Source organism: Inquilinus sp. YAF38, assembly GCF_052113205.1.
Taxonomy (GTDB): domain Bacteria; phylum Pseudomonadota; class Alphaproteobacteria; order DSM-16000; family Inquilinaceae; genus Inquilinus.
In genome coordinates this window covers 32,117-53,904 of the sequence record NZ_JBFRCU010000025.1, presented here as the reverse complement: position 1 = coordinate 53,904, position 21,788 = coordinate 32,117, and the positions used below count along the sequence as shown (strand labels likewise).

Sequence of the window (21,788 nt, the reverse complement as noted above, 5' to 3'; positions counted from 1 at the left end):
TGTAGCGAGTCGGGCGCGTCTTCCCCGCTTTCCACAGGCAGGGGCGCGCCGGCCAGCAAACCCTGTGGATGGATTGTGGAAGAGTCACAATCCCCGTTATCCACAGGGATCCACTACATCCTCAAATTCTAAGGATTCTTTCTAATGGATAAGGATGGGCAGAGCCGGGAAGGACCGTCCGCGACGCCGGCGAAGCCGTTCCTGCGCGCCCTGACCGGCGAGACCCTGGCCCGGCCGCCGGTCTGGCTGATGCGCCAGGCCGGGCGCTATCTGCCGGAATACCGCGCGCTCCGGGCCCAGGCCGGCAGCTTCCTGGACCTCTGCTACAACCCGGAGCTGGCCGCCGAGGTGACGCTGCAGCCGATCCGGCGCTATGGGCTGGACGCGGCGATCCTGTTCTCGGACATCCTGGTGGTGCCGCACGCGCTGGGCCAGGCGTTGGACTATGTCGAGGGCGAGGGCCCGAAGTTGGAGCCGGTGACCGACGCGGCCGGCATCGCCCGCCTGTCCGCCGGAAGGCTGCACGAGGTGCTGGGACCGGTCTACGAGACCGTCGGGCGGGTGGCGGCAGCCCTGCCGCCCGAGACCGCCCTGATCGGCTTCGCGGGCGCCCCCTGGACCGTGGCGACCTATATGGTCGAGGGCGGCGGCAGCAAGGAATACGGCGTGGTCAAGCGCCTGGCCTATGGCGAGCCGGAGACCTTCGGCCGGCTGATCGACCTGCTGGTCGAGGCGACATCCGCCTATCTGCTGCGCCAGATCCAGGCCGGCGCCGAGGCAGTGCAACTGTTCGACAGCTGGGCCGGGGTGCTGCCGGAGACGGAATTCGAGCGCTGGGTGATCGCGCCGACCAGRCGGATCGTCGACACGGTGCACGCCGGAGCGTCCGGGGTGCCGATTATCGGCTTCCCGCGCGGCGCCGGGCTGCTGTATGAGCGTTACCTCGCCGGCACCGGGGTCGACGCGCTGGGGCTGGATACTACCGTGCCGACGGGCTGGGCCGCCCGGGCGCTGCAGCCCAAGGCGGCGGTGCAGGGCAATCTCGACCCGGTCCTGTTGCTGACCGGCGGCGAGCCGATGATCAAGGCGGCCGATACGATCGTGGCGGCGCTGAGCGGCGGCCCCTTCGTGTTCAATCTCGGCCATGGCGTGCTGCAGAAGACGCCGCCGGAGCATGTCGCCGCCCTGGTCCGGCATCTGCGGGGAGACCGGGGATGAGCCGTCGGATCGCCGTCGTCCTGTTCAACCTGGGCGGTCCCGACAATCCGGACGCAATCCGGCCCTTCCTGTTCAACCTGTTCGCCGACCCCGCGATCATCCGGATCCCGAACCCAGCGCGGGTGGTCCTGGCCTGGGCGATCGCCAGGAAGCGGAGCCGTCTGGCCAAGGACATCTATGCCGAGATCGGCGGCGGCTCGCCGCTGCTGCCCAACACCGAGGCCCAGGCCCGGGCGCTGGAGGCGCAGTTGGCCGATCTCGGCGAGGTGAAGACCTTCATCGCCATGCGCTACTGGCACCCGATGAGCCAGGAGACGGCGATGCTGGTGAAGGACTTCGCCCCGGACGAGGTGATCCTGCTGCCGCTGTACCCGCAGTTCTCGACGACCACGACCGCGTCGTCGCTGCGGGTGTGGCGGGACGCATGCAAGATCGCCCGGCTGGACGTACCGACCCGGGCCGTGTGCTGCTATCCGACCGAGCACCGCTTCATCGCCGCCATGGCCGGCGGGCTGCGCACGGCGCATGAGGAGGCGGCGCGCTACGGCCGGCCGCGGGTGCTGTTCTCCGCCCACGGCCTGCCGGAGAAGATCGTCAAGGCCGGCGACCCCTATCAGTGGCAGTGCGAACGCACCGCCGCGGCCCTGGCCGAGGCCTCCGGCATCCCGGATCTCGACTGGGTCTCGACCTATCAGAGCCGGGTCGGCCGGCTGAAATGGATCGAGCCGTCGACCGAGGCGGTGATCCACGAGGCCGCGCATGCCAAGCGGCCGATCGTGGTGGTGCCGATCGCCTTCGTCTCCGAGCATTCCGAGACGCTGGTCGAGCTCGACATCGAATACCGCAAGCTGGCTGACGAATCGGGCGCGCCGTGCTACCTGCGGGTGGCAACCGTCGGCGCTGACGAGGGCTTCATCGCCGGGCTGGCGGATCTGGTGCGGGCCGGCCATCGCCGCGGTTCCGCCTCTGAGGCCGGAGATGGCGGCCGGATCTGCCCGGCGGCGTTCTCGGGGTGTCCCAGCAAAGCGGCTTGAGCGAGGACCGAATGGCAGAGCTCTATCCCTGGATCAAGGCGCTCCACGTCTTCTTCGTGATTTCCTGGATGGCGGGGATGCTCTACCTGCCGCGGCTGTTCGTCTACCATTGCCAGACCACGCCGGGGACCCCGGAATACGTGCGCTTCGGGGTGATGGAGCGGCGGTTGATGCGCGGCATCATGCTGCCCTCGGCCGTGCTGACCTGGGTGTTCGGCATCACCATGCTGTGGCTGACCGACTGGGCCTTCCTCGCCGAGGGCTGGCTGCATGTGAAGCTGACGGGGGTTGTCATCCTGACCGTGCTGCACCACATGTGCATCCGCTGGCGCCGGGGTTTCACCGAGGGCCGCAATCCCCACAGCGAGCGCTTCTACCGCATCGTCAACGAAGTGCCGGCGTTGCTGCTCCTGATCATTGTGGCGATGGTGATCGTCCGACCGTTCTGAGCGGCCTCGATCCACTTCTCCTCCCTGATCGTCATTCCCGCGAAAGCGGGAATCTCGTTCCGATCAAGCGGCTGGAGATCCCCACTTTCGTGGGGATGACGAAATTAAGGGGCATACGGAGGCCCCGTGATTGACTTGCGGCAAGTCATTCGATAACCATCTGCTGTTCTCAGCGGTCTTCCGGCGCTCGTCAGAGGGGCCGGCACGGTCGAGCCCTTCGCGCCGTGGACCGAGGCTTCCAGCGAGACATCAATCCAAAGACGCCGCGCCGCCGGCGATCTGTCCACGCCCATCAGGGTCCCCATGCATCTGCAAGAACTGAAAGAGAAGACTCCCAGCGAGCTTCTCGCCTATGCCGAAGAGCTCGAGGTCGAAAACGCGAGCATGCTGCGCAAGCAGGACATGATGTTCGCCATCCTCAAGCAGCTCGCCGAGAACGACGTCGCTATTTTTGGATCGGGTGTGCTCGAAGCCCTGCCTGACGGCTTCGGATTTCTGCGCTCACCGGAATCGAATTATCTTCCCGGCCCGGACGACATCTACATATCGCCGCAGCAGATCCGCCGCTTCGGCGTGCGCACCGGCGACACCATCGAGGGCGAGATCCGCGCCCCGAAGGAGAACGAGCACTATTTCGCGCTCACCAAGGTCAACAAGATCAATTTCGAGGAGCCGGACAACGTCCGGCACCGGGTCACCTTCGACAACCTGACCCCGCTCTATCCCGACGACGCGCTGCGGATGGAGCTGATCGACCCGACCAAGAAGAACATGACCGGCCGGATCATCGATCTGGTCTCGCCGCTCGGCAAGGGCCAGCGCGCCTTGATCGTGGCGCCGCCGCGCACCGGCAAGACGGTGATGCTGCAGAACATCGCCAATTCGATCGCCGAGAACCACCCGGACGCCTTCCTGATCGTGCTGCTGATCGATGAGCGGCCGGAAGAAGTGACCGACATGGACCGGTCGGTGAAGGGCGAGGTAATCTCCTCGACCTTCGATGAGCCGGCGACGCGCCACGTCCAGGTGGCCGAGATGGTGATCGAGAAGGCCAAGCGCCTGGTCGAGCACAAGAAGGATGTCGTCATCCTGCTCGATTCGATCACCCGCCTGGCCCGCGCCTACAACACCGTGGTGCCGTCCTCCGGCAAGGTGCTGACCGGCGGTGTCGATGCCAACGCGCTGCAGCGGCCGAAGCGCTTCTTCGGCGCCGCCCGCAACATCGAGGAAGGCGGCAGCCTGACCATCATCGCCACCGCGCTGATCGATACCGGCAGCCGGATGGACGAGGTGATCTTCGAAGAGTTCAAGGGCACCGGTAACTCCGAGATCATCCTCGATCGCAAGCTGTCCGACCGCCGCACCTTCCCGGCGATCGACATCGGCAAGTCCGGCACCCGCAAGGAGGAGCTGCTGGTCGACAAGGCCACGATGTCGAAGATGTGGGTGCTGCGCCGCATCCTGATGCCGATGGGCCCGACGGATGCGATGGAGTTCCTGATGGACAAGCTGAAGCACAGCAAGTCGAACGCGGATTTCTTCGAGAGCATGAACCAGTAACGTCCCGCACGGGATGACGAAAGGGCCGCCGGTCGCAGGATCGGCGGCCCTTTCGTTTCAGGTCGGCGTTGCGCTGCGCCCCGGTTGACCGGACACGCCGGCATCACCATTTCGCTGGCGAAACCAGCTGTGGGATCAGTATGGCCAAGCTCCGCTCCAGCCTCGCCCTCGTCCTGGCCCTGTCGGGCTGCGCCGGTCTGGTCCCACCGTCGGCGACGCCCGACCCGGCGCTGGCTGAAAAGGTCCGCAGCCTGATGGGAAACGACGCCTGCTCCGGCCGCATAGCCGGCGCGCTCGCGGCTTATCACCTCACGGCGGGCGGCATCTCCAGCATCGAGATCGCGCCATTCACGCCCGGCTCTCCGACCGAGTACAGCCTGGCGGCGCGCCAAGCCTGGGTTAAGCAGCCTGGCCGGCCGGGCGCGATCGTGGTCCAATACGACCCGCTGAGCTGTCGGGTCGCCCAGGTCTATGCCCGAAACGGGGCGACGCTCCCGCCGGTCTGAGGCCCAGGCGCCGTTTCAGTGTCCACCGCCACCGCTGCCGGGCGCGGGCTTCGGCGCGCGCAGCAGCGGCATCAGCAGCAGCCCGGCATAGAACAGCAGCGCCATCAGCAGGAAACAGTCGGCGAAGGTCAGCACCTGCGCCTGCTTCAGCACCATGTTGTCCAGCATCTTCACCGCGGCGAGGTCGGGGTTGCCGAGGCCGGCCGCGGTGAACTTCTGGCTGAAATTGTCGACCGTCGCCTGCACCTGCGGGTTGGTCAGGCTGACGTGGTCGGCGATGCGCGAGGTGTGCAGGCGGGCCCGGTCGATCATGACCGTGTTGATGCCGGCCAGGCCGAAGGCGCCGCCCATATTGCGCATCAGGTTGTAGAGGCCGGACGCATTCTTGATCTTGTCGGGCGGCAGGGTGCCGAGCGCCAGGGTGTTGATCGGCAGGAACAGCAGCATCAGCGACATGCCGCGGATCGCCTGCGGCCAGAACAGCTCCCAGAAGCTCCAATCGGCGGTGATCCAGGTCATCATGTAGACCCCGGTGCCGAAGGCGACGAGGCCGATGCCGAGCATCAGCCGCAGGTCGAGCTTCTTCGACAGCATGCCGGCGACCGGCGCCGAGATGAACTGGAACACGCCGGTGACGAACATGATCTCGCCGATCTGCAGGCTGTTCAGGCCGCGCACCCGGCCCAGGAACAGGGGCACGATGTAGACGGCGCCGTACAGCCCGACGCCGATGATCAGGCTGTACAGGCAGCCGAGCGAGAAGTTGCGGTCGGCGAAGGCGCGCAGGTCGACGATCGGGTTCCTGGCGCTCAGCACCCGGGCGAAGAAGGCGATCCCGGCCAGCGTCCCGATCACGGCGAAGGTGAAGATCGACCGGTCCTCGAACCAGTCCCAGCGTGGCCCTTCCTCGAACACATATTCCAGGCTGCCGAGGAACAGCGCCATCAGCCCCAGCCCGGCGAAGTCGAAGCCCTTGAGCAGTTCCAGGTTCGGCTTGTCGAACTTGACCAGGAACCACACGCCGGTGGTCACCAGCACGCCCGGGATGACGTTGATCAGGAACAGCCAGTGCCAGGAGAAGGCCTGGGTCAGGTAGCCGCCGAGCGTCGGTCCGATGGTCGGCGCCATGGTCGCGACCAGGCCGATCAGCACCGAGATGCCGGCCCGCCGCTCCGGCGGGAACAGGATGAAGGAGGCGGCGAAGACGGTCGGGATCATCGCCCCGCCGAGGAAGCCCTGCAGCGCCCGGAACACGATCATCGATTCGATGTTCCAGGCCACCGCGCAGGCCAGGCTGGCGAGGGTGAAGCTGGCCGCGGAGATGACGTAGAGGATCCGGGTCGACAACAGGCGGGAGAGGAACCCCGACAGCGGGATCATCACCACCTCGGCGATCAGATAGGCGGTCTGCACCCAGCTGATCTCGTCGGGGCTGGCCGCCAGGCCGGCCTGGATCTCGCTGATCGAGCTCGAGACGATCTGGATGTCCAGGATCGCCATGAACATGCCGACGACCATGGTGAAGAACCCGATCGTCTCCCGCGTGCTGGCGCCGGTGCGCTTCGGCGCCGCCGGAGCAGGGGCCGGCAGCGCGTCAACCGTCGTCGAGCTCACCGCCGGAACTCGGCGGCCATGGCGGCGCCGAAGATGCCGCTGGCCAGCAGCGGACCGGTGCCTTCCTCGCGGGTGTCGACCGCGACGCCGACCGACAGGCCGGGGCGCAGCAGGCCGCTCAGTTGGTTGTCGGCCGGCACCGCGATCCGCACCGGCACGCGCTGCACGATCTTGGTGAAGTTGCCGGTCGCGTTCTCCGCCGGCAGCAGGCTGAACTCGGCGCCGCTGGCCGGGGCGAAGCTCTCGACCTTGCCGGTCAGCGACTTGCCGGGGAAGGCGTCGACCGACAGCGTCACCGTCTGGCCGACCCGCATCTCGGCCAGCTGGGTCTCCTTGAAGTTGGCGACGACATAGACGCTGGGCAGCGGCACGATCGACATCAGCTGCGTGCCGGCCTTGACGTACTGCCCGACCTCGACCCCCTTGTTGCCGACGACGCCGTCGACCGGGGCGTGGATCACGGTGCGGTCGAGGCTGATCTGGGCCAGGTCGACCGACGCGGTCAGCCGCTCGATCTGGGCCTGGGCCTGACGGTGCGAGGCCTGCAGGATCGCCGTCTGGCCTTGCTGATTGATCAGTGCCGCCTGGGCGCTGGCCAGCGCGGCGTCGGCGCGCTTGTGCTCGGTGTCGGCGGTCTCGAAGGCCTGCTGGCTGCCGTTGCGGGTCTCCCACAGCCGGCGCGCCCGCTCCAGGTCGTTGCCGGTCTGGGCCAGGGTGGCGGTTGCCTGGTCGACGCTGGCCTTGGCCTGGGCGATCATCGAATCCTGCAGCGCCAGCTGCTGCTCGATCGAGGCCAGCGTCGCAGCTTGAGCCGACAGCTCCGCCTTCGCCTGCGCCAGCTGGGCGCGGTAGTCGCGGTCGTCGATCCGGACCAGCGGATCGTCGGCCTTCACCATCTGGTTGTCGGTGACCAGCACGGCCGTCACCGCGCCTTCGACCTGCGGGCTGAGCGTGCTGGTGTCGCTCTGCACATAGGCGTTGTCGGTGGTCTCGAAGAACCGGTCGACGGTCCACCACCGGTAGCCGAAAGTTCCGGCAGCAGCGATGGCGGCCAGGGCCGCGATGACGATGATGGGCTTGCGCATTGGGGTCACCGAGGTGAACTGAACCGTTCAGTCTTGTTGCGGAAAGTTGCTGTTTGCCCTATCTCTTGTCAAGACGAAACTGAACGGTTCAGTTTAGCTCAATCTCCATGTATCCCTAGGCCGATGACCTGCCCGTTCACCGACACGCTTCCGCCGCCAGCCGCCACCAGCCGGAAGCCGAGCCAGATCCTCAAGGCGGCCTATGGCATCTTTCTGGAACAGGGCTATGGCGCGGCCAGCATGGACGCGATCGCGCGCGAGGCCGGCGTGTCAAAGGCCACGCTCTACGCCCATTTCACCAGCAAGGAGGAGCTGTTCGCGGCCATCGTCGGCAGCGCCTGCCTGGCGTTCGAGCGGCTGGCGGCGATGTCGCCGCCGCCGGACGACCTGCGCGCCGCGCTGATGGAGGCCGGCGGCACGCTGCTGCGCTTCATCCTGAACCCGGATGTGATCAAGGTGTATCGCAACGTGCTGGCCGAGGCGGGCCGTTTCCCGGAGCTCGGCCGGGCGATGTACGAGGCCGGGCCGGGCCAGGGCAAGGCCCACCTGACGACCTTCTTCGCCGCCGCCAATGCGCGCGGCGTGCTGGCGGTGCCGGACCCCGAGCTGGCGGCCGAGCAGTTCGGCGCCATGATCCTCGGCCATATGAAGATGCGGATGGAGCTCGGCATCGAGATGCCGAGCGAGGAGCGGATCGAGCGTGGCCTGAAGAGTGGCGTCGACGCCTTTCTGCGCGCCTACGCCGCCCCGGCCGCGCCGACGCCTTGAGAGGTCGTCGGCGAGCCTGGTGAGTCGGATGCCCGGGCGGCTTCGGACGGCCGGCCCGGCATTCAGGCCGTCATAAGCCGGACGGCTTTACGGCGCAGTCGTAGCTGCCCGGCGTCCGCGAGGCGATGGCCTTGGTCAGCCCGCCGGCGGTCCGCGGGCCCAGGACCAGGCAGACCCGGTATTCGATGATCCGGTTCTGCGGGAAGCCGTTGAACGGCACCGACTGGACGCCGTCAAACACGGAAGAAAGGCTGGTGCCGTAGTAGGGCGTCGAGCCCCAGGCCATCTTCTCCGAGACCGTGGTGCCGTTGGGATTGTCGTAGGGCAGCTCGTATTGCGACGACTGGTACGGCCATTCGTAGTCGCAGGGCAGCTTCTGCGCCTGGAACGGGCAGCCATTGCCGCCATTGTATGTCGCCGAGGTCGTGCCGCGCGCTTCGGAATAGCCGTCGCGCAAGGCGGACATGGAATAGACCGTCGGCTCGAACAGTCCCATCTCGAACTGGCCGGCCAGCAGGGCCGAGAACCGGGCGCCTGTATTGGCCCCGGTCCAGGTCCAGGTGGCGTTGCGCGTCAGCGGGTCGCTGGTCGTGGTGAAGTGGTAGCGATCCGCCCACATCACCTGGCGGATCGGGTTGTTGCCGCCGTCGAAGTTCAGCTTTCCGTAGGGGCCGCGCAGGTCGAAGCTGACCCGGTCGGCGCCCGGCAGGGGCGCGAGGCTGACCCGCGTCACGATCAGCGGCCAGTTGGCGCCGTCCTGGAAGTACCAGGTGATCGTGACCGGCAGGTCATAGCGCTTGAACAGCGCCGGGCTGGTGCCGAGCCGCGGGCTGTCCTCGCCGGTGTCGGGATCGATGCCGTTCGGCGCGATGGTGCCGTATTTCGGATAGGTCGTCTTGTATTCGACGATGACGCGGTTCCTCGTGCTCGGCACGATCCGGCCCGTGACCGCGAAGCTGAGGCCCAGCGGCGAATCGTCGGCCCCGAAGATCTTGTTGGCGATCGGCGCTTCCGTGCCGTCGGAGAATTGCCGGTAGCGCTCATGGGCCACGAAATAGCCGAAGCCGTCACCGGCACTGCTGGCATTGACGGTCATCGTGGTGGCGACGCCGTTCAGCAGATAGGGATATGTCAACTGGACCGCATAGCCGCCATTGCCCGTATTGCCGTTGCCCTGGCGCTTGAGCGAGGCGGTGCGTATTCCGCCATCCGAACCCCGCCATGTCACCCGGTCGACGGCCACGCCGTTGACGGTTGCCGACTGGCTCTGTGCCGCCTCTGCCGGCGGTATGATCAGAACGAGGGTTGCGATCAGGCCGGCGGCTGCAGTCTTGAGAACTTGGCTCATGTCTGTTCTCCGATGCGAGTTGAGGTCGCTCTTAGAGGACGAAGTCGGCGGCGACGAGGCCGAGGCTGCCGGTGAGGGTGATATGGAAGTCCGAGACGCCGTCGCCGTTGACGTCGCCGGCGATGGTGGTGACGCCGGGGCTGGTGACCGCGGCGCGCAACTCGCCGGCATGGTCGGTGAACAGGCCGGAACCGATGAAGCTGAAGGCCTGGTCGCCCGCCGCGCCCGTGTTGGCGTCGATCCCCGACAGGTCGATCTTGTCGCCCTGGGCATGGCTGAAATCGGTGATCCGGTCGGCATTCGTCCCGACCACGCTGTCGCCGATGGCTGTGAACTGGAAGCGATCCGCCCCGGCACCGCCGGTGAGGGTGTCCTTGCCGGCCCGGCCGACGAGAAGGTCATTGCCGTTCCAGCCTTGCAGCACATTGGCGCCGGCGTTGCCGTAGAGCTGATCCCACCCCTGGCTGCCGGAGAGGTTCTCGATGCCGGTGAGGGTGTCGCCCTGGGCCTCGCCGCCGCTGCCGAGGCCGCTGGCCAGGCTGACCAGGACTCCGGTGGTGCCGGTGTAGTAGCTGGCGGTATCGATGCCGGCGCCGCCGTCGATCGTATCCGCACCGGCGCCACCACGGAGCACGTCATTGCCGTCGCCGCCGTCGAGCTGATCCGCCCCGGCAGCTCCGGCCAGCGTGTCGTTGCCGGCGTAGCCGAACAGCTGGTCGCTGCCTGCCGCGCTGGTGACGATGTCGTTCCCGCTTCCACCGGTGTAAATCAGCACTTCGAAATTCGAGGAGCTGACCGACCCATCGCTGCTGACCCCGTTCAGCGAGTAGGTGAGCTGGATGCCGGAACCGGCAAAATCCACGATGAGGGTGTCGGTCCCGGCCCCTCCGTCGACGACATCGGCACTTGTTGGGTCGCTGAACGTCCTGGTGACGGTGACCTGATCGTCGCCGCCACCCCCGCTCAGGGTGTTGCTGCCGCCGCCGCCATAGAGTTCGTCGTTGCCGTCGCCGCCGTTGAGCTCGTCGTCGCCTCCGTTTCCGAGGAGCACATCATTGCCCCCGAGACCATTGATCTCGTCGTTCTCGCCGTCACCGGCGAGGACGTCGTCATCCGGGGTGCCATTGATGATCGCCATGGGCTTGCCTCATGAGCTGATGGACGGGACGGGCTTCTGCCGGGCGCGAAAATGCGGCCGGGACTGTCTTGTCTCCGGCAGGCGAGCGCAGCGCTTCATCTGCGACCCGGCCGGTCAGATCGCTGTATCCCGCCTTCGCTACGGCTGGGCATGCCCATATGGGAGGGACAGGAAAAAATTTTCGGGGTCGGCGTGGCGGGAGGCGCACGCCGGAGATGGCGTATCGGCCTGATCCTCTATGGATCCGGCCCGCCGGCAGAAAAAGAAATGGCCGGATGGGGATCTCCGCCACCCGGCCCTGTGTCTTTCCGAATTCGGACTTGCCGCGTTACGGCAGCAGCACCGTCGACCCGGTGGTCTTCCGGGCCTCCAGGTCGCGATGGGCCTGGGCGGCTTCGCGCAGCGGATAGGTCTGGGCGATCGAGATCTTCACCGCGCCCTTGGCCACCACGTCGAACAGCTCCGCCGCCGCCGCCTCGTATTCCGGCCGGGTGGCGATGTAGCTGCCCAGCGTCGGCCGGGTCAGGAACAGCGACCCCTTCTGCGACAGCACCAGCGGGCTGATCGGCGCCACCGGGCCGGAGGCGTTGCCGAAGGTCACCATCATGCCGCGCGGCGACAGGCAGTCGAGCGACCCGTCGAAGGTGGTCTTGCCGACGCCGTCATAGACCACCGGCACGCCCTTGCCGCCGGTGATGGCGCGGACGCGGGCGACGAAATCCTCGGTCGAATAGTCGATCACGTGGTCGCAGCCGGCGGCGCGGGCCAGCGCCACCTTCTCCGGCCCGCCGGCGGTGCCGATCACCGTGGCGCCGAGATGCTTGGCCCATTGGCAGGCGATCTGCCCGACGCCGCCGGCGGCGGCGTGGAACAGGATGGTCTGGCCCGGCTGCACGGGAAAGGTGCGGCGCAGCAGGTACCAGGCGGTCAGTCCCTTCAGCAGGATCGCGGCCGCGGTGCGGTCGGTGACCCCGTCTGGGATCTTCACCACCTTCTCGGCCGGGATCACACGCTCCTCGGCATAGCTGCCGGTCGGGCCGTTGCCGTAGCCGACGCGGTCGCCGGTCTTGAAGGCGGTGACATCCGGACCGATCGCGACGACCTCGCCGGCCGCCTCCTGGCCCAGCACCAGCGGCAGCTGCGACTTGTAGAGGCCGTCGCGGATATAGGTGTCGATGTAGTTCAGCCCGACCGCGGTGTGGCGGACCCGGATCTCGCCCGGACCGGGTGCCGGCACGTCGACCGGCTCCCAGCGCATGACCTCGGGGCCGCCGTTCTCGTGGATGCGGATGGCGTGGACCATGGGGTTCCCTCAGCCGAGATGGGTTTTCAGGAAGGCGGCGGTGCGGTCGTTCGCAAGCGTGGCGCCGGCTGCGTCGTAATGCTCACCGCCGACGCGGGCGAAGGCGTGGTCGAGGCCGGGATAGGCATGCACCGTGACCGTCGGCAGCGATGCCATCCGGGCGCGAATCTCGGCCTGGGCCTCCGGCGGCACGAAGCGGTCCTTCTCGGCGATGTGCAGCATCAGCGGCCGGGTGATGGCGCTTGCCTCGCCCAGCAGCTTGTCGATGCCGACGCCGTAATAGCTGACCGCGCAGTCGGCGTCAGACCGGGTGGCCATCAGGAAGGCCAGGCGGCCACCCAGGCAGTAGCCGAGGGCGCCGGCGCGGCCGGAGCATTCCGGCAGATCGCGCAAGGCCGCCAGCGAGGCGATCAGGTCCTCGACGCCGGCGGTCTCGTTGAAGCCGTTGAACAGGGCGAAGGCCTTGTCCCATTCCGCCTGCGACTTATCGGTGATGTCGACGCCCGGCTCCTGCCGCCAGAACAGGTCGGGGCACAGGGCGACATAGCCCTGGGCGGCGAGGTCGTCGCAGATCTGGCGCATCACCGCGTTGACGCCGAAGATCTCCTGGATGACGAGGATGCCCGGCCCGGAGCCCGAGGCCGGCCGCGCCAGATACGCGTTGAAGCGGCCGCCATCGGCAGCGGTGATGGTGACTGTCGCCATGGAGTCGCTCTCCCTCGAGCGTTGCGGTGGACGAGGCAATCGAAGCAAGGGGTGGACGATAGCCGGACCGTGCCGGCCTTGTCACGGCGGGCGAATTGTCCCCGCCTTGGGTTGCCCCGGCCCATGGGCTACAGAGACAATTGTTTGAGTTTTCCTGAAAAATTGATGCTCATTTCGAACAGTACCGGCGGGTCGAACCGGGACATGGTGTCAGCAAGCTGGGCCACTGATGGACGATGACGGCACAGCACCGGTGCATCGGCGTCTTCTGATAGGCGGCCGCGAGGACGACACCCTTCAACCGAGCCTGGCTGAATGCGACCCGCTCGGGCCTATTGCGGTGAATGCGATGGTCGCCGGTGACAACGATCCAGTCGCCCCGATCCCCGGCGAGATACTCCATCCATTGAATGTCTGTGGGATGTCTGAGCGGCAGGTCGCGGATGTGGATGGCGGCATGACCCCAGTTGCTCACGAAGCCGTGAAGGGTGCTGGCCATCACGGGGGAGGTGCAGTTGTCGAACAGGACTTTCATGCAGCTCGCTGAAGCAGGGCCATCTCGAAATCGGCCGCCCGCCTCACGACGGACGGCTTGACCCGCCAGGCGCGCGCCGCTGCCTCGACGCTGCCCTCGGCTCGGGCTGCTGCAGCCAGCGCGGCGGTCGGGACGCTCGACTCCTCGTCAATCGGCTGACCGAAGGACCGGGCGGGATCGACGACGATGCCTTTGGCGCGCGATGCCGGCCACCATCGGCCGGGCGCTATGCCGTCGAAGTCGACGTCGGTCAGGCTTTGCTCGATGAGCTTCTGGAATGCGTACTGCTTGCGGAAGATGTCGACGAGTTGGGTTCCGCCATCCTCGCGCACGATCTCAAGGAAGATGTCCCGTCCGTCGGTTTTGAACTTGGTCGTGGACAGCGGCCGTTCGTCATCCACCAGCCTGGCCGCCTCGGCGACGGCACGGCGGAGGGCAATGGCACTGACCCCCCTTTCCATAAAGGCGTGCGCCGTCCGCATCTCCATCAGGTCGCGAAATCCGAGATAGACATGGTCGTCTCCCAGATCGACCTGAGGCCGCCACAGCGGTTCGTAGTGCTTGCCCTTGACCGAATGGCCCTTCAGCCAGCGGCTGATCTTGTGCGCAGGAACCTGGATGAGGCGCTCGGCTTCGGCGGGCGTGTAGAGTCCGATGCCAAGAAGGTTTGATGGGGTCAAGATCACCTCCGCCAAATTGTGACGGTGCCTTCCGCTCAACATTGTCGGCGCTCGGGGCGGCCGATCCTCGATTCTAGCGCGGCGATTCGACGGCGCCGCGGTCCTAAAATCGTCCTGGATATCCCTCGAACGCCAGCAGCCTGCGCTTGCGCTCCAGGCCGGAGGTGCTGCCGTAGCCGCCGAGGGTGCCGCCGGCACCGATGACGCGGTGGCAGGGCACCAGCAGCACCATGTCGTTGCGGCCGCAGGCCTGACCGACGGCGCGCGGGCCGCTGTTCAGGATGTGCGCCACACCGCCATAGGACGCCGCCTCGCCATAGGGAATATCGATGACCGCCTGCCGCACCCGGGCCTGGAATGGGCTGGCGGCCGGCGCCATCGGCAGGTCGAAGCGGCGGCGCTTGCCGGCGAAGTACTCCTCGATCTGCCGGATCACCTTGCGCAGCAGCTTGTCTGCCGGCGGCGCCTCATCGGACGGGTCCTGGACATGGTCGACCGCGGCGACCACGCCCCCGGCGACGGTGATGCGCACCGGGCCGACCGGGGTGTCGATGGTGGTGGTGGCCCGGTCGACGGGCGTCCGGCTTCGAGCAGTCACGATCCGATGAGCTCCAGCAGCGCCTGTGGTGTGGTGACCGGCGCCTGGCACACCGGGCCGCGGCACAGATAGGCGGTCGGCTTGCCGTCCAGCATCGCTTTGCCGGCGGCGGGATGGTCGTCCGGCAGGGCCGCTCCGGGGTCAAGCCGCTGCAGCATCCGGCCCGGCAGCGACCGGCCGTGCACGGCCCGCAACAGCGCCTGGGTGGCGGGATCGTCCCTGGGGCCGATGACCACGATCTGCAGCTGCGCCATCCGGTCCTCGGCCCGGTTCAGCCAGGTGGCGAGCGGGATGAAATTGCGCTGCAGCTCGCCGGTGAAGGCCGCGATCAGGGAGTCCGCGCGCAGGGCGTACAGCCGGTCGCCGGTCAGGTGATGCAGCCGCGTCAGCACGCCGAGCATGGTGCCGTTGCCGGACGGAACTGCGGCGTCGTACGCGCTCTTGGTGCGCACGATCAGCGCCTCGCCGTCATCGGCTGTCAGGAAGTACCCGCCGCGGCCGCCATCCCAGAAATGCCGATCGAGCACCGCGGTCCACAGCTTGGCATGTTCGAGATAGGCCGGGGTTTCGGTCGCCTCGTGCAGCGCCAGCGCCGCCGCGGCCATATCGGCATAGTCTTCCAGCAGCCCGGGCGCGGTGGCCTTGCCGCGACGCCAGGCATGGGCGAGGCGATCGCCCTGCCCGAGCTGCCGGACCACGGCGGCGAAGGCGGTCTCGGCCAGCCCGATCCAGTCCGGCCGGTCGAAAGCCTGGGCCGCCCGGGCCAGCGCCGCGACCATCAGCCCGTTCCAGTCGGCCAGCACCTTGTCGTCCCAGCCGGGCCGTACGCGTACACCGCGACGGTCGAGGAGTACGGCACGATCCGCGGCGAGTGCGGCTTCGGTTTCGGCATCTCGCAGCGCTGAATCGCGGCGGCGGTTGAGGATGGATTTGCCTTCCCAATTGCCGTCGGGAGTCACGTCGTACGCCTGCTTGAACGCGGCCGAGCGCCCGCCGAGTACGTCGTCGATCTCGGCCTCGCTCCAGACATAGAAGCGGCCCTCCTCGCCCTCGCTGTCGGCGTCGAGCGTCGCGGCAAAGGCGCCACCTTCGGCAATCATCTCGCGCTCGATCCAGGCGACCGTCTCCTCGACCCGGGAGGCGTACAGGGGATCGCCCGTCTCCTGCCAGGCGAGGGTCAGCAGGTCGACCAACTGGGCGTTGTCGTACAGCATCTTCTCGAAATGCGGCGCCAGCCATTCCTCGTCGGTGGAGTAGCGGGCGAAGCCGCCGCCGAGATGGTCATAGATCCCGCCCTGGCTCATCGCCGTCAGGCTGCGAAGCACGGCATCACGCCAAGCCGGCTGCCGCGACCGGCGCCAGCCGCGCCATAGCAGCTCGAGGAGTCCCGGCTGCGGGAATTTCGGGGCACCGCGCAGCCCGCCCCAGACCGGATCGAACTGCCCGGCCAGCTGCTTCGCCACCTGGTCCAGCACTTCCGGGCCCAGCCCGGCTCCGGGCTGGTTCTCGGACTGCTTGGCCAGGGCCTCGGCCAAGGCGGCGACGTTGCTGGTCACCTTCTCCGGCTCGGTGGCATAGGCGGCGGACAGGCCGCGCAGCACGTCGGTGAAGCCGGGACGACCCCAACGGCTGGTCGGCGGGAAATATGTGCCGCCCCAGAATGGCGCGCCATCCGGGGTCAGGAACATGGTCAATGGCCAGCCGCCCTGCTGGCCCAGCATCGCCAGAGCCGACTGATAGATGGTGTCCACATCCGGCCGCTCCTCGCGGTCGACCTTGATCGACACGAACAGCTCGTTCATCACCGCGGCGATGGCGGGGTCTTCGAAGCTCTCATGCGCCATCACATGGCACCAGTGGCAGGCGGCATAGCCGACCGACAGCAGCACCGGCTTGTTCTCGGCCCGGGCCCGGGCGAAGGCCTCCGGACCCCAGGGCCGCCAGTCCACCGGATTGTCGGCGTGCTGCAGCAGATAGGGGCTCGTCTCCTGGGCGAGGCGGTTCGGCATGTCGATATCCCGCTGTGTTATGGCGCTGGCGCCGGACGCTATACTCTCCTGCCAGGATAACGCCGCCAACACCGCCGGAGGATCCCGATGAAGGTTTCGATCGATATCGAATGCACGCCAGAGGAGGCGCGGGCCTTCTTCGGCCTGCCGGATGTAGGCCCGATGCAGCAGGCGCTGATGAAGGATCTGGAGGACCGGATGCGCGCCAACCTGGCGGCGATGGAGCCGGAGGCGCTGTTCAAGACTTGGCTGCCGGCCAGCATGGAGGGCTTCGAGACGCTGCAGCGCGCCTTCTGGCAGGGCATGACCGGTGGCAAGGGAGGCAAGTCCTGAGCGTGGGTGTTTCACGTGAAACACCCACCGCGTGGATTGCGGCCTGATGACCACCCGCGACACCATCTTTGCCCCGGCGACCCCCGCCGGGCGCGGCGGGGTGGCGGTGCTTCGGATCTCCGGCTCTGGCGCTGGGCCGGCGCTGCAGGCGCTAACCGGCCGCCCCCTGCCCTCCCCTCGCTTGGCGACGCTGGCGGAGCTGCGCGACCCGGCTGACGGCGCGGCGCTGGACCGCGGCCTCGTCCTCTGGTTCCCGGGGCCGGCCAGCTACACCGGAGAGGACGTGGTCGAGCTGCATCTCCATGGCGGCCGGGCGGTGACCCGCGGCATGATCGAGGCGCTGTCCTGGATCGAAGGCCTGCGTCCCGCCGAGCCCGGCGAGTTCACCAGGCGCGCCTTCCTGGCCGGCAAGCTCGACCTGACCGAAGCCGAGGCGGTGGCCGATCTGGTCGATGCCGAGACCCGGGCCCAACGGCTGCAGGCGCTGCGCCAGCTCGGCGGCGCGCTCGGCGCGCTATACGAGGGCTGGCGTTCCGCGTTGATGCGGGCCCTGGCAATGACCGAGGCGGCGCTCGACTTCCCTGATGAGGGCCTGCCGCCGGAGCTGGCGGCCGAGGCGGAGCGGATCGTGGCTGAGGTGTCGGACGCGATCGCCGCCCATCTCGACGATGCCGGCCGCGGCGAGCGGCTGCGCGAGGGCGTGCACATCGCCATCCTCGGTCCGGTCAATGCCGGCAAGTCCAGCCTGCTGAACGCGCTGGCCAGGCGCGATGTCGCGATCGTCTCCGACCGGCCGGGCACGACGCGGGACGTGGTCGAGGTCGCGCTCGACCTGCGTGGCTTTCCCGTGGTGCTGGCCGACACCGCCGGCCTCCGCGATACGGCCGACGAGATCGAGGCCGAGGGCATCCGCCGCTCCCACCGCCGCGCTGCCGAGGCCGACCTGCGGCTGGTCATCCGCGATGCCGGCGAGCCGATATCCGCCGACCCGGCGCTCGGTCCCGGGCCGGATACGATCCGCGTCGTCAACAAGATCGATCGCGCTCCGGATACACCGCGAGCGGCGGACGAAATTCCTCTGTCCGTCCGCATCGGTGCCGGCCTCGACCGGCTGCTCGATATCCTGGCCGACGCAGTGGAGCGTCGGCTGACCGGCGACGGATCCCCCGCCCTCACCCGCGCCCGTCACCGCGCCGCGCTGGAGGATGCCCGCAACGCCCTGGCCCGGGTCCCGTCCGCGCCGCTGCCCGAACTGGCGGCGGAGGATCTGCGCCTGGCCCTGCGCGCGATCGGCCGGATCACCGGCCGGGTCGATGTCGAGGACATGCTCGACCTGCTGTTCGGCAGCTTCTGCATCGGCAAGTGAGATGTTTCACGTGGAACGGCGCAGGCCGAGGCCGTCTTCCTCGGCGCAGGCATGGATTGCTTCGTCGGCTTCGCCTCCTCGCAATGACGGATGGGGAGTGCAGTCCCTCGACCCGTCCTCGTCATGAGAGCGAAGCGAAGCAATCCATTGCGGACGGCTCGAACCAAAGCCTTTCACGTCGAACATCGCCCGCCTGTCACGGCGGATTGAGGCGCCCCATCAGCGCTTCGGCAAGGGAGCGGTCGCGAGGTGCGGCGCGCAGCAGGAGGGCGAGGTCGGTGGCCTGTGCCATGGTCATCTGGCCGCTGATCTGCACCCGGCCGCCGAGGATCGGCTCGCGGATGACAGGGGCCGTGATCAGCGCCTCGTCCACCAGCACGGCCAGGATCCGGCCGACATTGTTGGTCGTGGCCCGGGCTAGGCGGTCGCGGCCGGCCGCGGTCAGCGTCAGCTCGACGACCGGGGTCGCCGATACCGGATCGGTCCGGGCCGTGGCCGAGGCGATGTCGATGGTCGACAGCACGGTCTCCGGCCAGAGGTAGAGGACCCGCCCGGTGGCGTCCTCGACTCGGGTCAGGCCGTGTTTCGGGTCGCTCTCGGCGAAGCGCAACTGCACGTCAGGCGCGGCGGCCCGCGCCGTCGACGGCCCCTCGATCGGAGTCGTCAGCGCGGCGGCGAGCCCTGTGATCGCGGCGGCAAGGGTGGAGAGGATGGACAGCATGGGCGATATCTCCCTTGGCCCTGACGTTCCACATGCAGCGCGGCAAGCGACACCCGGAAGGGTCAGGCGAGCAGGGTGGCCGATCGGCCCTGTTCGGTCAGCACCTCTACGGCCTTCCTGTCGAAGGACACGAAGGTTCCGCCGCCGAGCCAGCTTCCTTCGAAGGCGATCACGCCATCGGCGAAGTCGCCGCCGGCTTCGAGCGCGGCGAGGCCGGCCTCGGCCGCGGGCCGATTGACGACCAGGTTCCTGGTGCCGATGAGGGCGCGCAGGGCAGCGGCGATATCGGATCGGCTCACGCCATAGACCTTCCGCAGCACCCAGACGAACTCACACAGACTTGCGAGTGCGACCGCGATCAGTTCGGCGTCTTTCAGCACCTTTGCGGCAGTGCGGGCTTGCCCGGCATCGTCGCCGATGACGCTGCGGATGAGGATATTGGTGTCGGCGGTGATCTTCATTCCTCGCCAGCCCATCCGGCAGCGGCAGCCCGGTCGATCTCCTCGATAGTCGCGACCTTCCTGGTCTTGCCCGCAAGAAGCCCGATGAAGTCGTCGATGCTTCCCGTGGTTCGGGCCGCTTTTACCTCGATTCGTCCGTCGGGCAGCTTGTCGACCTCGATCTTCTGGCCGGGCTCCACGCCGAGGTGCTGCAGCAGGTCTTTCCGCAGCGTGACCTGCCCTTTTGCGGTAATCGTCAAAGTCGTCATTGCGGCCTCACGAGGCAGTCTCGTTCACAGGTAATGGCAAAACACCTTACCTTCAAGTCTGCGGCTCCGCCCCGCGTGTTTCACGTGAAACACCACCGCTTTCGCGTGGGCGCATTTGACCCTGCGGCGTCGCCTCCGTAAAGTCCGCCGCCATGGAACAGTATGATGTCATCGTGGTCGGCGGCGGCCATGCCGGATGCGAGGCGGCGGCGGCGGCGGCACGATTCGGCGCGCGCACGGCCCTGGTCACCCAGCGGCTCGACTCGATCGGCGAGATGTCCTGCAACCCGGCCATCGGCGGCCTGGGCAAGGGCCATCTGGTGCGCGAGATCGATGCGCTGGACGGCGTCATGGGTCGAGTGATCGACCGCGCCGGCATCCAGTTCCGCATCCTCAACCGCAGCAAGGGCCCGGCGGTGCGCGGGCCACGCGCCCAGGCCGACCGCAAGCTGTACCGCCAGGCGATGCAGGCGGTGCTGGCCGAGCAGTCCGACCTCGATCTCCTCGCCGGCTCGGTCGAGGACCTGGACTTCGATTCGGCCGGCGCCGTCTCCGGCGTGGTGCTGGCCGACGGCCGCACGCTCGGCGCCGGTGCCGTGGTGCTGACCACCGGCACCTTCCTCAACGGGCTGATCCATATCGGTGAGGAGCAGCGCCCGGCCGGCCGGGTCGGCGATGCGCCGTCGATCGGCCTGGCCGGGACGCTGCACCGGCTCGGACTCACCCTCGGCCGCTTGAAGACCGGCACCCCGCCGCGGCTCGACGGCCGCACCATCGACTGGGCGGCGCTGGAGGAGCAGAAGGGCGACGACCCGCCGGTGCCGTTCTCCGACCTCACCGACCGGATCACGGTGCCGCAGGTCTCCTGCTTCATCACCTACACGACCCCGGCGTCGCATGCGCTGATCCGCGCCAACCTGCACCGGGCGCCGATGTATTCCGGCCAGATCGACAGCGTCGGCCCGCGCTACTGCCCCTCGATCGAGGACAAGGTGGTGCGCTTCGCCGACAAGGAGCGGCACCAGATCTTCCTCGAGCCGGAAGGGCTGGACGACCCGACAGTGTACCCCAACGGCATCTCCACCTCACTGCCCCGCGACGTGCAGGAGGGGCTGGTGCGCGGCATTCCGGGGCTGGAAAAGGCCGTCATCCTGCGCCCCGGCTATGCCATCGAATACGACTTCGTCGATCCGCGGCAGCTCGACCGGTCGCTGATGCTGCGGGCGGTGCCGCGGCTATTCCTGGCCGGGCAGATCAACGGCACCACCGGCTATGAGGAGGCGGCGGCCCAGGGGCTGATGGCCGGGCTGAACGCCGCCCGCGCCGTGGCCGGCGACGATCCGCTGCTGCTCGACCGGGCCGAGGCCTATACCAGCGTGATGATCGACGACCTGGTGACGCGAGGCGCGCCCGAGCCCTACCGCATGTTCACCTCCCGCGCCGAGTACCGGCTGGTGCTGCGCGCCGACAATGCCGACCAGCGCCTGACCGCCCGCGGCATCGCCGCCGGCTGCGTCGGGGCGGACCGGCAGGATCTGTTCGCCCGCAAGTCGGCGGCGCTGGAGACGGCGCGGCAGCGGATCCGCGCCCTGTCCCTGACCCCGACAGAGGCGCGGCGGCACGGCCTTGCGGTCAACCAGGACGGCGTGCGCCGTGACGGCATGGACCTGCTGCGCTATCCCGGCGTCGACTTGCCCGCCCTCGCCCGCATCTGGCCGGAACTGGCGGCGTGGCCGGAGGCAGTGGCGGAGCAGATCGAGACCGAGGCGAAATACGCCGGCTATCTCGACCGGCAGGAGGCCGACATCCGCGCCTTCCGCCGCGACGAGGGGCTGGCCCTGCCGGCGGAGCTGGACTTCGACGCCATTGGCAGCCTGTCGGCCGAGACCCGCCAGATCCTGAAGCGGTCGCGGCCGCCGACCCTCGGCGCCGCAGCCCGGTTGCCCGGCGTGACCCCGGCGGCGCTGGTGGCCCTGCTGAAGCATGTCCGGCGCGAGGGGGAGGACCGGCGTGCCATTGCCTGATCAGAGTCGCCTTTCCCCTCCCAAATCGTCATTGCGACCCCGGCCTCGAGCCGGGGGAAGCAATCCAGAGGCCCCACGCATCGGC

The 21,788-nt window shown here is 68.1% G+C and carries 22 protein-coding genes; 9 read left to right on the top strand and 13 right to left on the bottom strand.

Going from position 1 to position 21,788, the window contains the following annotated elements:
- The first annotated feature begins 144 nt into the window (after positions 1-144).
- The 5 genes from hemE to AB4Z01_RS13725 all read left to right on the top strand — a co-directional run bounded on the left by hemE (position 145) and on the right by AB4Z01_RS13725 (position 4,767).
- Positions 145-1,218, top strand: coding sequence for a uroporphyrinogen decarboxylase (gene hemE / locus AB4Z01_RS13745; protein WP_441694457.1), 1,074 nt, complete (start codon positions 145-147; stop codon positions 1,216-1,218).
- On the top strand, positions 1,215-2,252 hold the full coding sequence (gene hemH / locus AB4Z01_RS13740; protein WP_441694456.1) for a ferrochelatase: 1,038 nt from the start codon (positions 1,215-1,217) through the stop codon (positions 2,250-2,252). Before hemE ends, hemH begins: the two co-directional genes overlap by 4 nt.
- An 11-nt stretch (positions 2,253-2,263) precedes the next feature.
- Positions 2,264-2,701, top strand: coding sequence for a protoporphyrinogen oxidase HemJ (gene hemJ, locus AB4Z01_RS13735; protein ID WP_441694454.1), 438 nt, complete (start codon positions 2,264-2,266; stop codon positions 2,699-2,701).
- Between the two features lie 303 nt (positions 2,702-3,004).
- A complete protein-coding gene (gene rho / locus AB4Z01_RS13730; protein ID WP_441694452.1) occupies positions 3,005-4,261 on the top strand; it encodes a transcription termination factor Rho in 1,257 nt (418 codons plus the stop codon).
- A gap of 140 nt (positions 4,262-4,401) precedes the next feature.
- Positions 4,402-4,767 (top strand): hypothetical protein, encoded by a 366-nt coding sequence (locus AB4Z01_RS13725; protein WP_441694451.1) that lies wholly within the window; start codon positions 4,402-4,404, stop codon positions 4,765-4,767.
- A 15-nt stretch (positions 4,768-4,782) separates the two neighbouring features.
- Here the strand turns inward: AB4Z01_RS13725 and AB4Z01_RS13720 are convergent, their stop codons facing one another.
- Positions 4,783-6,381 carry a DHA2 family efflux MFS transporter permease subunit gene (locus AB4Z01_RS13720; protein WP_441694449.1) on the bottom strand — a complete coding sequence of 533 codons (1,599 nt, stop codon included), beginning with the start codon at positions 6,379-6,381 and terminating at the stop codon, positions 4,783-4,785.
- Positions 6,378-7,466, bottom strand: coding sequence for an HlyD family secretion protein (locus AB4Z01_RS13715; protein ID WP_441694447.1), 1,089 nt, complete (start codon positions 7,464-7,466; stop codon positions 6,378-6,380). The genes AB4Z01_RS13720 and AB4Z01_RS13715 overlap by 4 nt, the downstream gene beginning before the upstream one ends.
- A gap of 123 nt (positions 7,467-7,589) precedes the next feature.
- Here AB4Z01_RS13715 and AB4Z01_RS13710 point away from each other — a divergent pair, with 123 nt between their 5' ends.
- On the top strand, positions 7,590-8,234 hold the full coding sequence (locus AB4Z01_RS13710; RefSeq protein ID WP_441694445.1) for a TetR/AcrR family transcriptional regulator: 645 nt from the start codon (positions 7,590-7,592) through the stop codon (positions 8,232-8,234).
- A gap of 70 nt (positions 8,235-8,304) precedes the next feature.
- Here the strand turns inward: AB4Z01_RS13710 and AB4Z01_RS13705 are convergent, their stop codons facing one another.
- From AB4Z01_RS13705 to AB4Z01_RS13670, 8 genes are all read right to left on the bottom strand, one after another.
- Positions 8,305-9,582 carry a hypothetical protein gene (locus tag AB4Z01_RS13705; protein ID WP_441694443.1) on the bottom strand — a complete coding sequence of 426 codons (1,278 nt, stop codon included), beginning with the start codon at positions 9,580-9,582 and terminating at the stop codon, positions 8,305-8,307.
- Positions 9,583-9,613: 31 nt separating this feature from the next.
- On the bottom strand, positions 9,614-10,720 hold the full coding sequence (locus AB4Z01_RS13700; protein ID WP_441694441.1) for a calcium-binding protein: 1,107 nt from the start codon (positions 10,718-10,720) through the stop codon (positions 9,614-9,616).
- Between the two features lie 328 nt (positions 10,721-11,048).
- A complete protein-coding gene (locus AB4Z01_RS13695; RefSeq protein WP_441694440.1) occupies positions 11,049-12,023 on the bottom strand; it encodes a quinone oxidoreductase family protein in 975 nt (324 codons plus the stop codon).
- Positions 12,024-12,032: 9 nt separating this feature from the next.
- Positions 12,033-12,728: a dienelactone hydrolase family protein gene (locus AB4Z01_RS13690; RefSeq protein WP_441694438.1), complete on the bottom strand. Its 696-nt coding sequence runs from the start codon at positions 12,726-12,728 to the stop codon at positions 12,033-12,035.
- 169 nt (positions 12,729-12,897) lie between these two features.
- Positions 12,898-13,263 carry a hypothetical protein gene (locus tag AB4Z01_RS13685; protein WP_441694436.1) on the bottom strand — a complete coding sequence of 122 codons (366 nt, stop codon included), beginning with the start codon at positions 13,261-13,263 and terminating at the stop codon, positions 12,898-12,900.
- Complete coding sequence (locus AB4Z01_RS13680) at positions 13,260-13,943, bottom strand: hypothetical protein (RefSeq protein WP_441694435.1); 684 nt, start codon at positions 13,941-13,943, stop codon at positions 13,260-13,262. The genes AB4Z01_RS13685 and AB4Z01_RS13680 overlap by 4 nt, the downstream gene beginning before the upstream one ends.
- Before the next feature lie 103 nt (positions 13,944-14,046).
- Positions 14,047-14,541, bottom strand: coding sequence for a methylated-DNA--[protein]-cysteine S-methyltransferase (locus AB4Z01_RS13675; protein ID WP_441694433.1), 495 nt, complete (start codon positions 14,539-14,541; stop codon positions 14,047-14,049).
- The gene (locus AB4Z01_RS13670) at positions 14,538-16,550 is read right to left on the bottom strand and encodes a thioredoxin domain-containing protein (RefSeq protein WP_441694432.1); all 2,013 of its coding nucleotides are present in this window, start codon (positions 16,548-16,550) and stop codon (positions 14,538-14,540) included. The genes AB4Z01_RS13675 and AB4Z01_RS13670 overlap by 4 nt, the downstream gene beginning before the upstream one ends.
- An 87-nt stretch (positions 16,551-16,637) precedes the next feature.
- On the opposite strand from AB4Z01_RS13670, the gene AB4Z01_RS13665 reads away from it, so the two are divergent.
- The gene (locus tag AB4Z01_RS13665; RefSeq protein ID WP_441694430.1) at positions 16,638-16,883 is read left to right on the top strand and encodes a DUF6489 family protein; all 246 of its coding nucleotides are present in this window, start codon (positions 16,638-16,640) and stop codon (positions 16,881-16,883) included.
- Positions 16,884-16,929: 46 nt separating this feature from the next.
- Positions 16,930-18,249, top strand: coding sequence for a tRNA uridine-5-carboxymethylaminomethyl(34) synthesis GTPase MnmE (mnmE, locus tag AB4Z01_RS13660; protein WP_441694428.1), 1,320 nt, complete (start codon positions 16,930-16,932; stop codon positions 18,247-18,249).
- Positions 18,250-18,445: 196 nt separating this feature from the next.
- Here the strand turns inward: mnmE and AB4Z01_RS13655 are convergent, their stop codons facing one another.
- From AB4Z01_RS13655 to AB4Z01_RS13645, 3 genes are all read right to left on the bottom strand, one after another.
- Positions 18,446-18,970 (bottom strand): SecDF P1 head subdomain-containing protein, encoded by a 525-nt coding sequence (locus AB4Z01_RS13655; RefSeq protein ID WP_441694427.1) that lies wholly within the window; start codon positions 18,968-18,970, stop codon positions 18,446-18,448.
- 62 nt (positions 18,971-19,032) lie between these two features.
- Positions 19,033-19,431 carry a type II toxin-antitoxin system VapC family toxin gene (locus tag AB4Z01_RS13650; RefSeq protein ID WP_441694425.1) on the bottom strand — a complete coding sequence of 133 codons (399 nt, stop codon included), beginning with the start codon at positions 19,429-19,431 and terminating at the stop codon, positions 19,033-19,035.
- Complete coding sequence (locus AB4Z01_RS13645) at positions 19,428-19,679, bottom strand: AbrB/MazE/SpoVT family DNA-binding domain-containing protein (protein WP_441694424.1); 252 nt, start codon at positions 19,677-19,679, stop codon at positions 19,428-19,430. The genes AB4Z01_RS13650 and AB4Z01_RS13645 overlap by 4 nt, the downstream gene beginning before the upstream one ends.
- A gap of 152 nt (positions 19,680-19,831) precedes the next feature.
- On the opposite strand from AB4Z01_RS13645, the gene mnmG reads away from it, so the two are divergent.
- Complete coding sequence (gene mnmG / locus AB4Z01_RS13640) at positions 19,832-21,703, top strand: tRNA uridine-5-carboxymethylaminomethyl(34) synthesis enzyme MnmG (RefSeq protein WP_441694422.1); 1,872 nt, start codon at positions 19,832-19,834, stop codon at positions 21,701-21,703.
- The last annotated feature ends 85 nt before the right edge of the window (positions 21,704-21,788 follow it).

Bases quoted from the DNA above. Each gene is read 5' to 3' on its own strand.
- hemH (WP_441694456.1), top strand. From the start codon at position 1,215: ATGAGCCGTCGGATCGCCGTCGTCCTGTTCAACCTGGGCGGTCCCGAC.
- hemJ (WP_441694454.1), top strand. From the start codon at position 2,264: ATGGCAGAGCTCTATCCCTGGATCAAGGCGCTCCACGTCTTCTTCGTG.
- rho (WP_441694452.1), top strand. From the start codon at position 3,005: ATGCATCTGCAAGAACTGAAAGAGAAGACTCCCAGCGAGCTTCTCGCC.
- AB4Z01_RS13725 (WP_441694451.1), top strand. From the start codon at position 4,402: ATGGCCAAGCTCCGCTCCAGCCTCGCCCTCGTCCTGGCCCTGTCGGGC.
- AB4Z01_RS13715 (WP_441694447.1), bottom strand. From the start codon at position 7,466: ATGCGCAAGCCCATCATCGTCATCGCGGCCCTGGCCGCCATCGCTGCT.
- AB4Z01_RS13710 (WP_441694445.1), top strand. From the start codon at position 7,590: ATGACCTGCCCGTTCACCGACACGCTTCCGCCGCCAGCCGCCACCAGC.
- AB4Z01_RS13705 (WP_441694443.1), bottom strand. From the start codon at position 9,582: ATGAGCCAAGTTCTCAAGACTGCAGCCGCCGGCCTGATCGCAACCCTC.
- AB4Z01_RS13700 (WP_441694441.1), bottom strand. From the start codon at position 10,720: ATGGCGATCATCAATGGCACCCCGGATGACGACGTCCTCGCCGGTGAC.
- AB4Z01_RS13695 (WP_441694440.1), bottom strand. From the start codon at position 12,023: ATGGTCCACGCCATCCGCATCCACGAGAACGGCGGCCCCGAGGTCATG.
- AB4Z01_RS13690 (WP_441694438.1), bottom strand. From the start codon at position 12,728: ATGGCGACAGTCACCATCACCGCTGCCGATGGCGGCCGCTTCAACGCG.
- AB4Z01_RS13685 (WP_441694436.1), bottom strand. From the start codon at position 13,263: ATGAAAGTCCTGTTCGACAACTGCACCTCCCCCGTGATGGCCAGCACC.
- AB4Z01_RS13670 (WP_441694432.1), bottom strand. From the start codon at position 16,550: ATGCCGAACCGCCTCGCCCAGGAGACGAGCCCCTATCTGCTGCAGCAC.
- AB4Z01_RS13665 (WP_441694430.1), top strand. From the start codon at position 16,638: ATGAAGGTTTCGATCGATATCGAATGCACGCCAGAGGAGGCGCGGGCC.
- mnmE (WP_441694428.1), top strand. From the start codon at position 16,930: ATGACCACCCGCGACACCATCTTTGCCCCGGCGACCCCCGCCGGGCGC.
- AB4Z01_RS13655 (WP_441694427.1), bottom strand. From the start codon at position 18,970: ATGCTGTCCATCCTCTCCACCCTTGCCGCCGCGATCACAGGGCTCGCC.
- AB4Z01_RS13650 (WP_441694425.1), bottom strand. From the start codon at position 19,431: ATGAAGATCACCGCCGACACCAATATCCTCATCCGCAGCGTCATCGGC.
- AB4Z01_RS13645 (WP_441694424.1), bottom strand. From the start codon at position 19,679: ATGACGACTTTGACGATTACCGCAAAAGGGCAGGTCACGCTGCGGAAA.
- mnmG (WP_441694422.1), top strand. From the start codon at position 19,832: ATGGAACAGTATGATGTCATCGTGGTCGGCGGCGGCCATGCCGGATGC.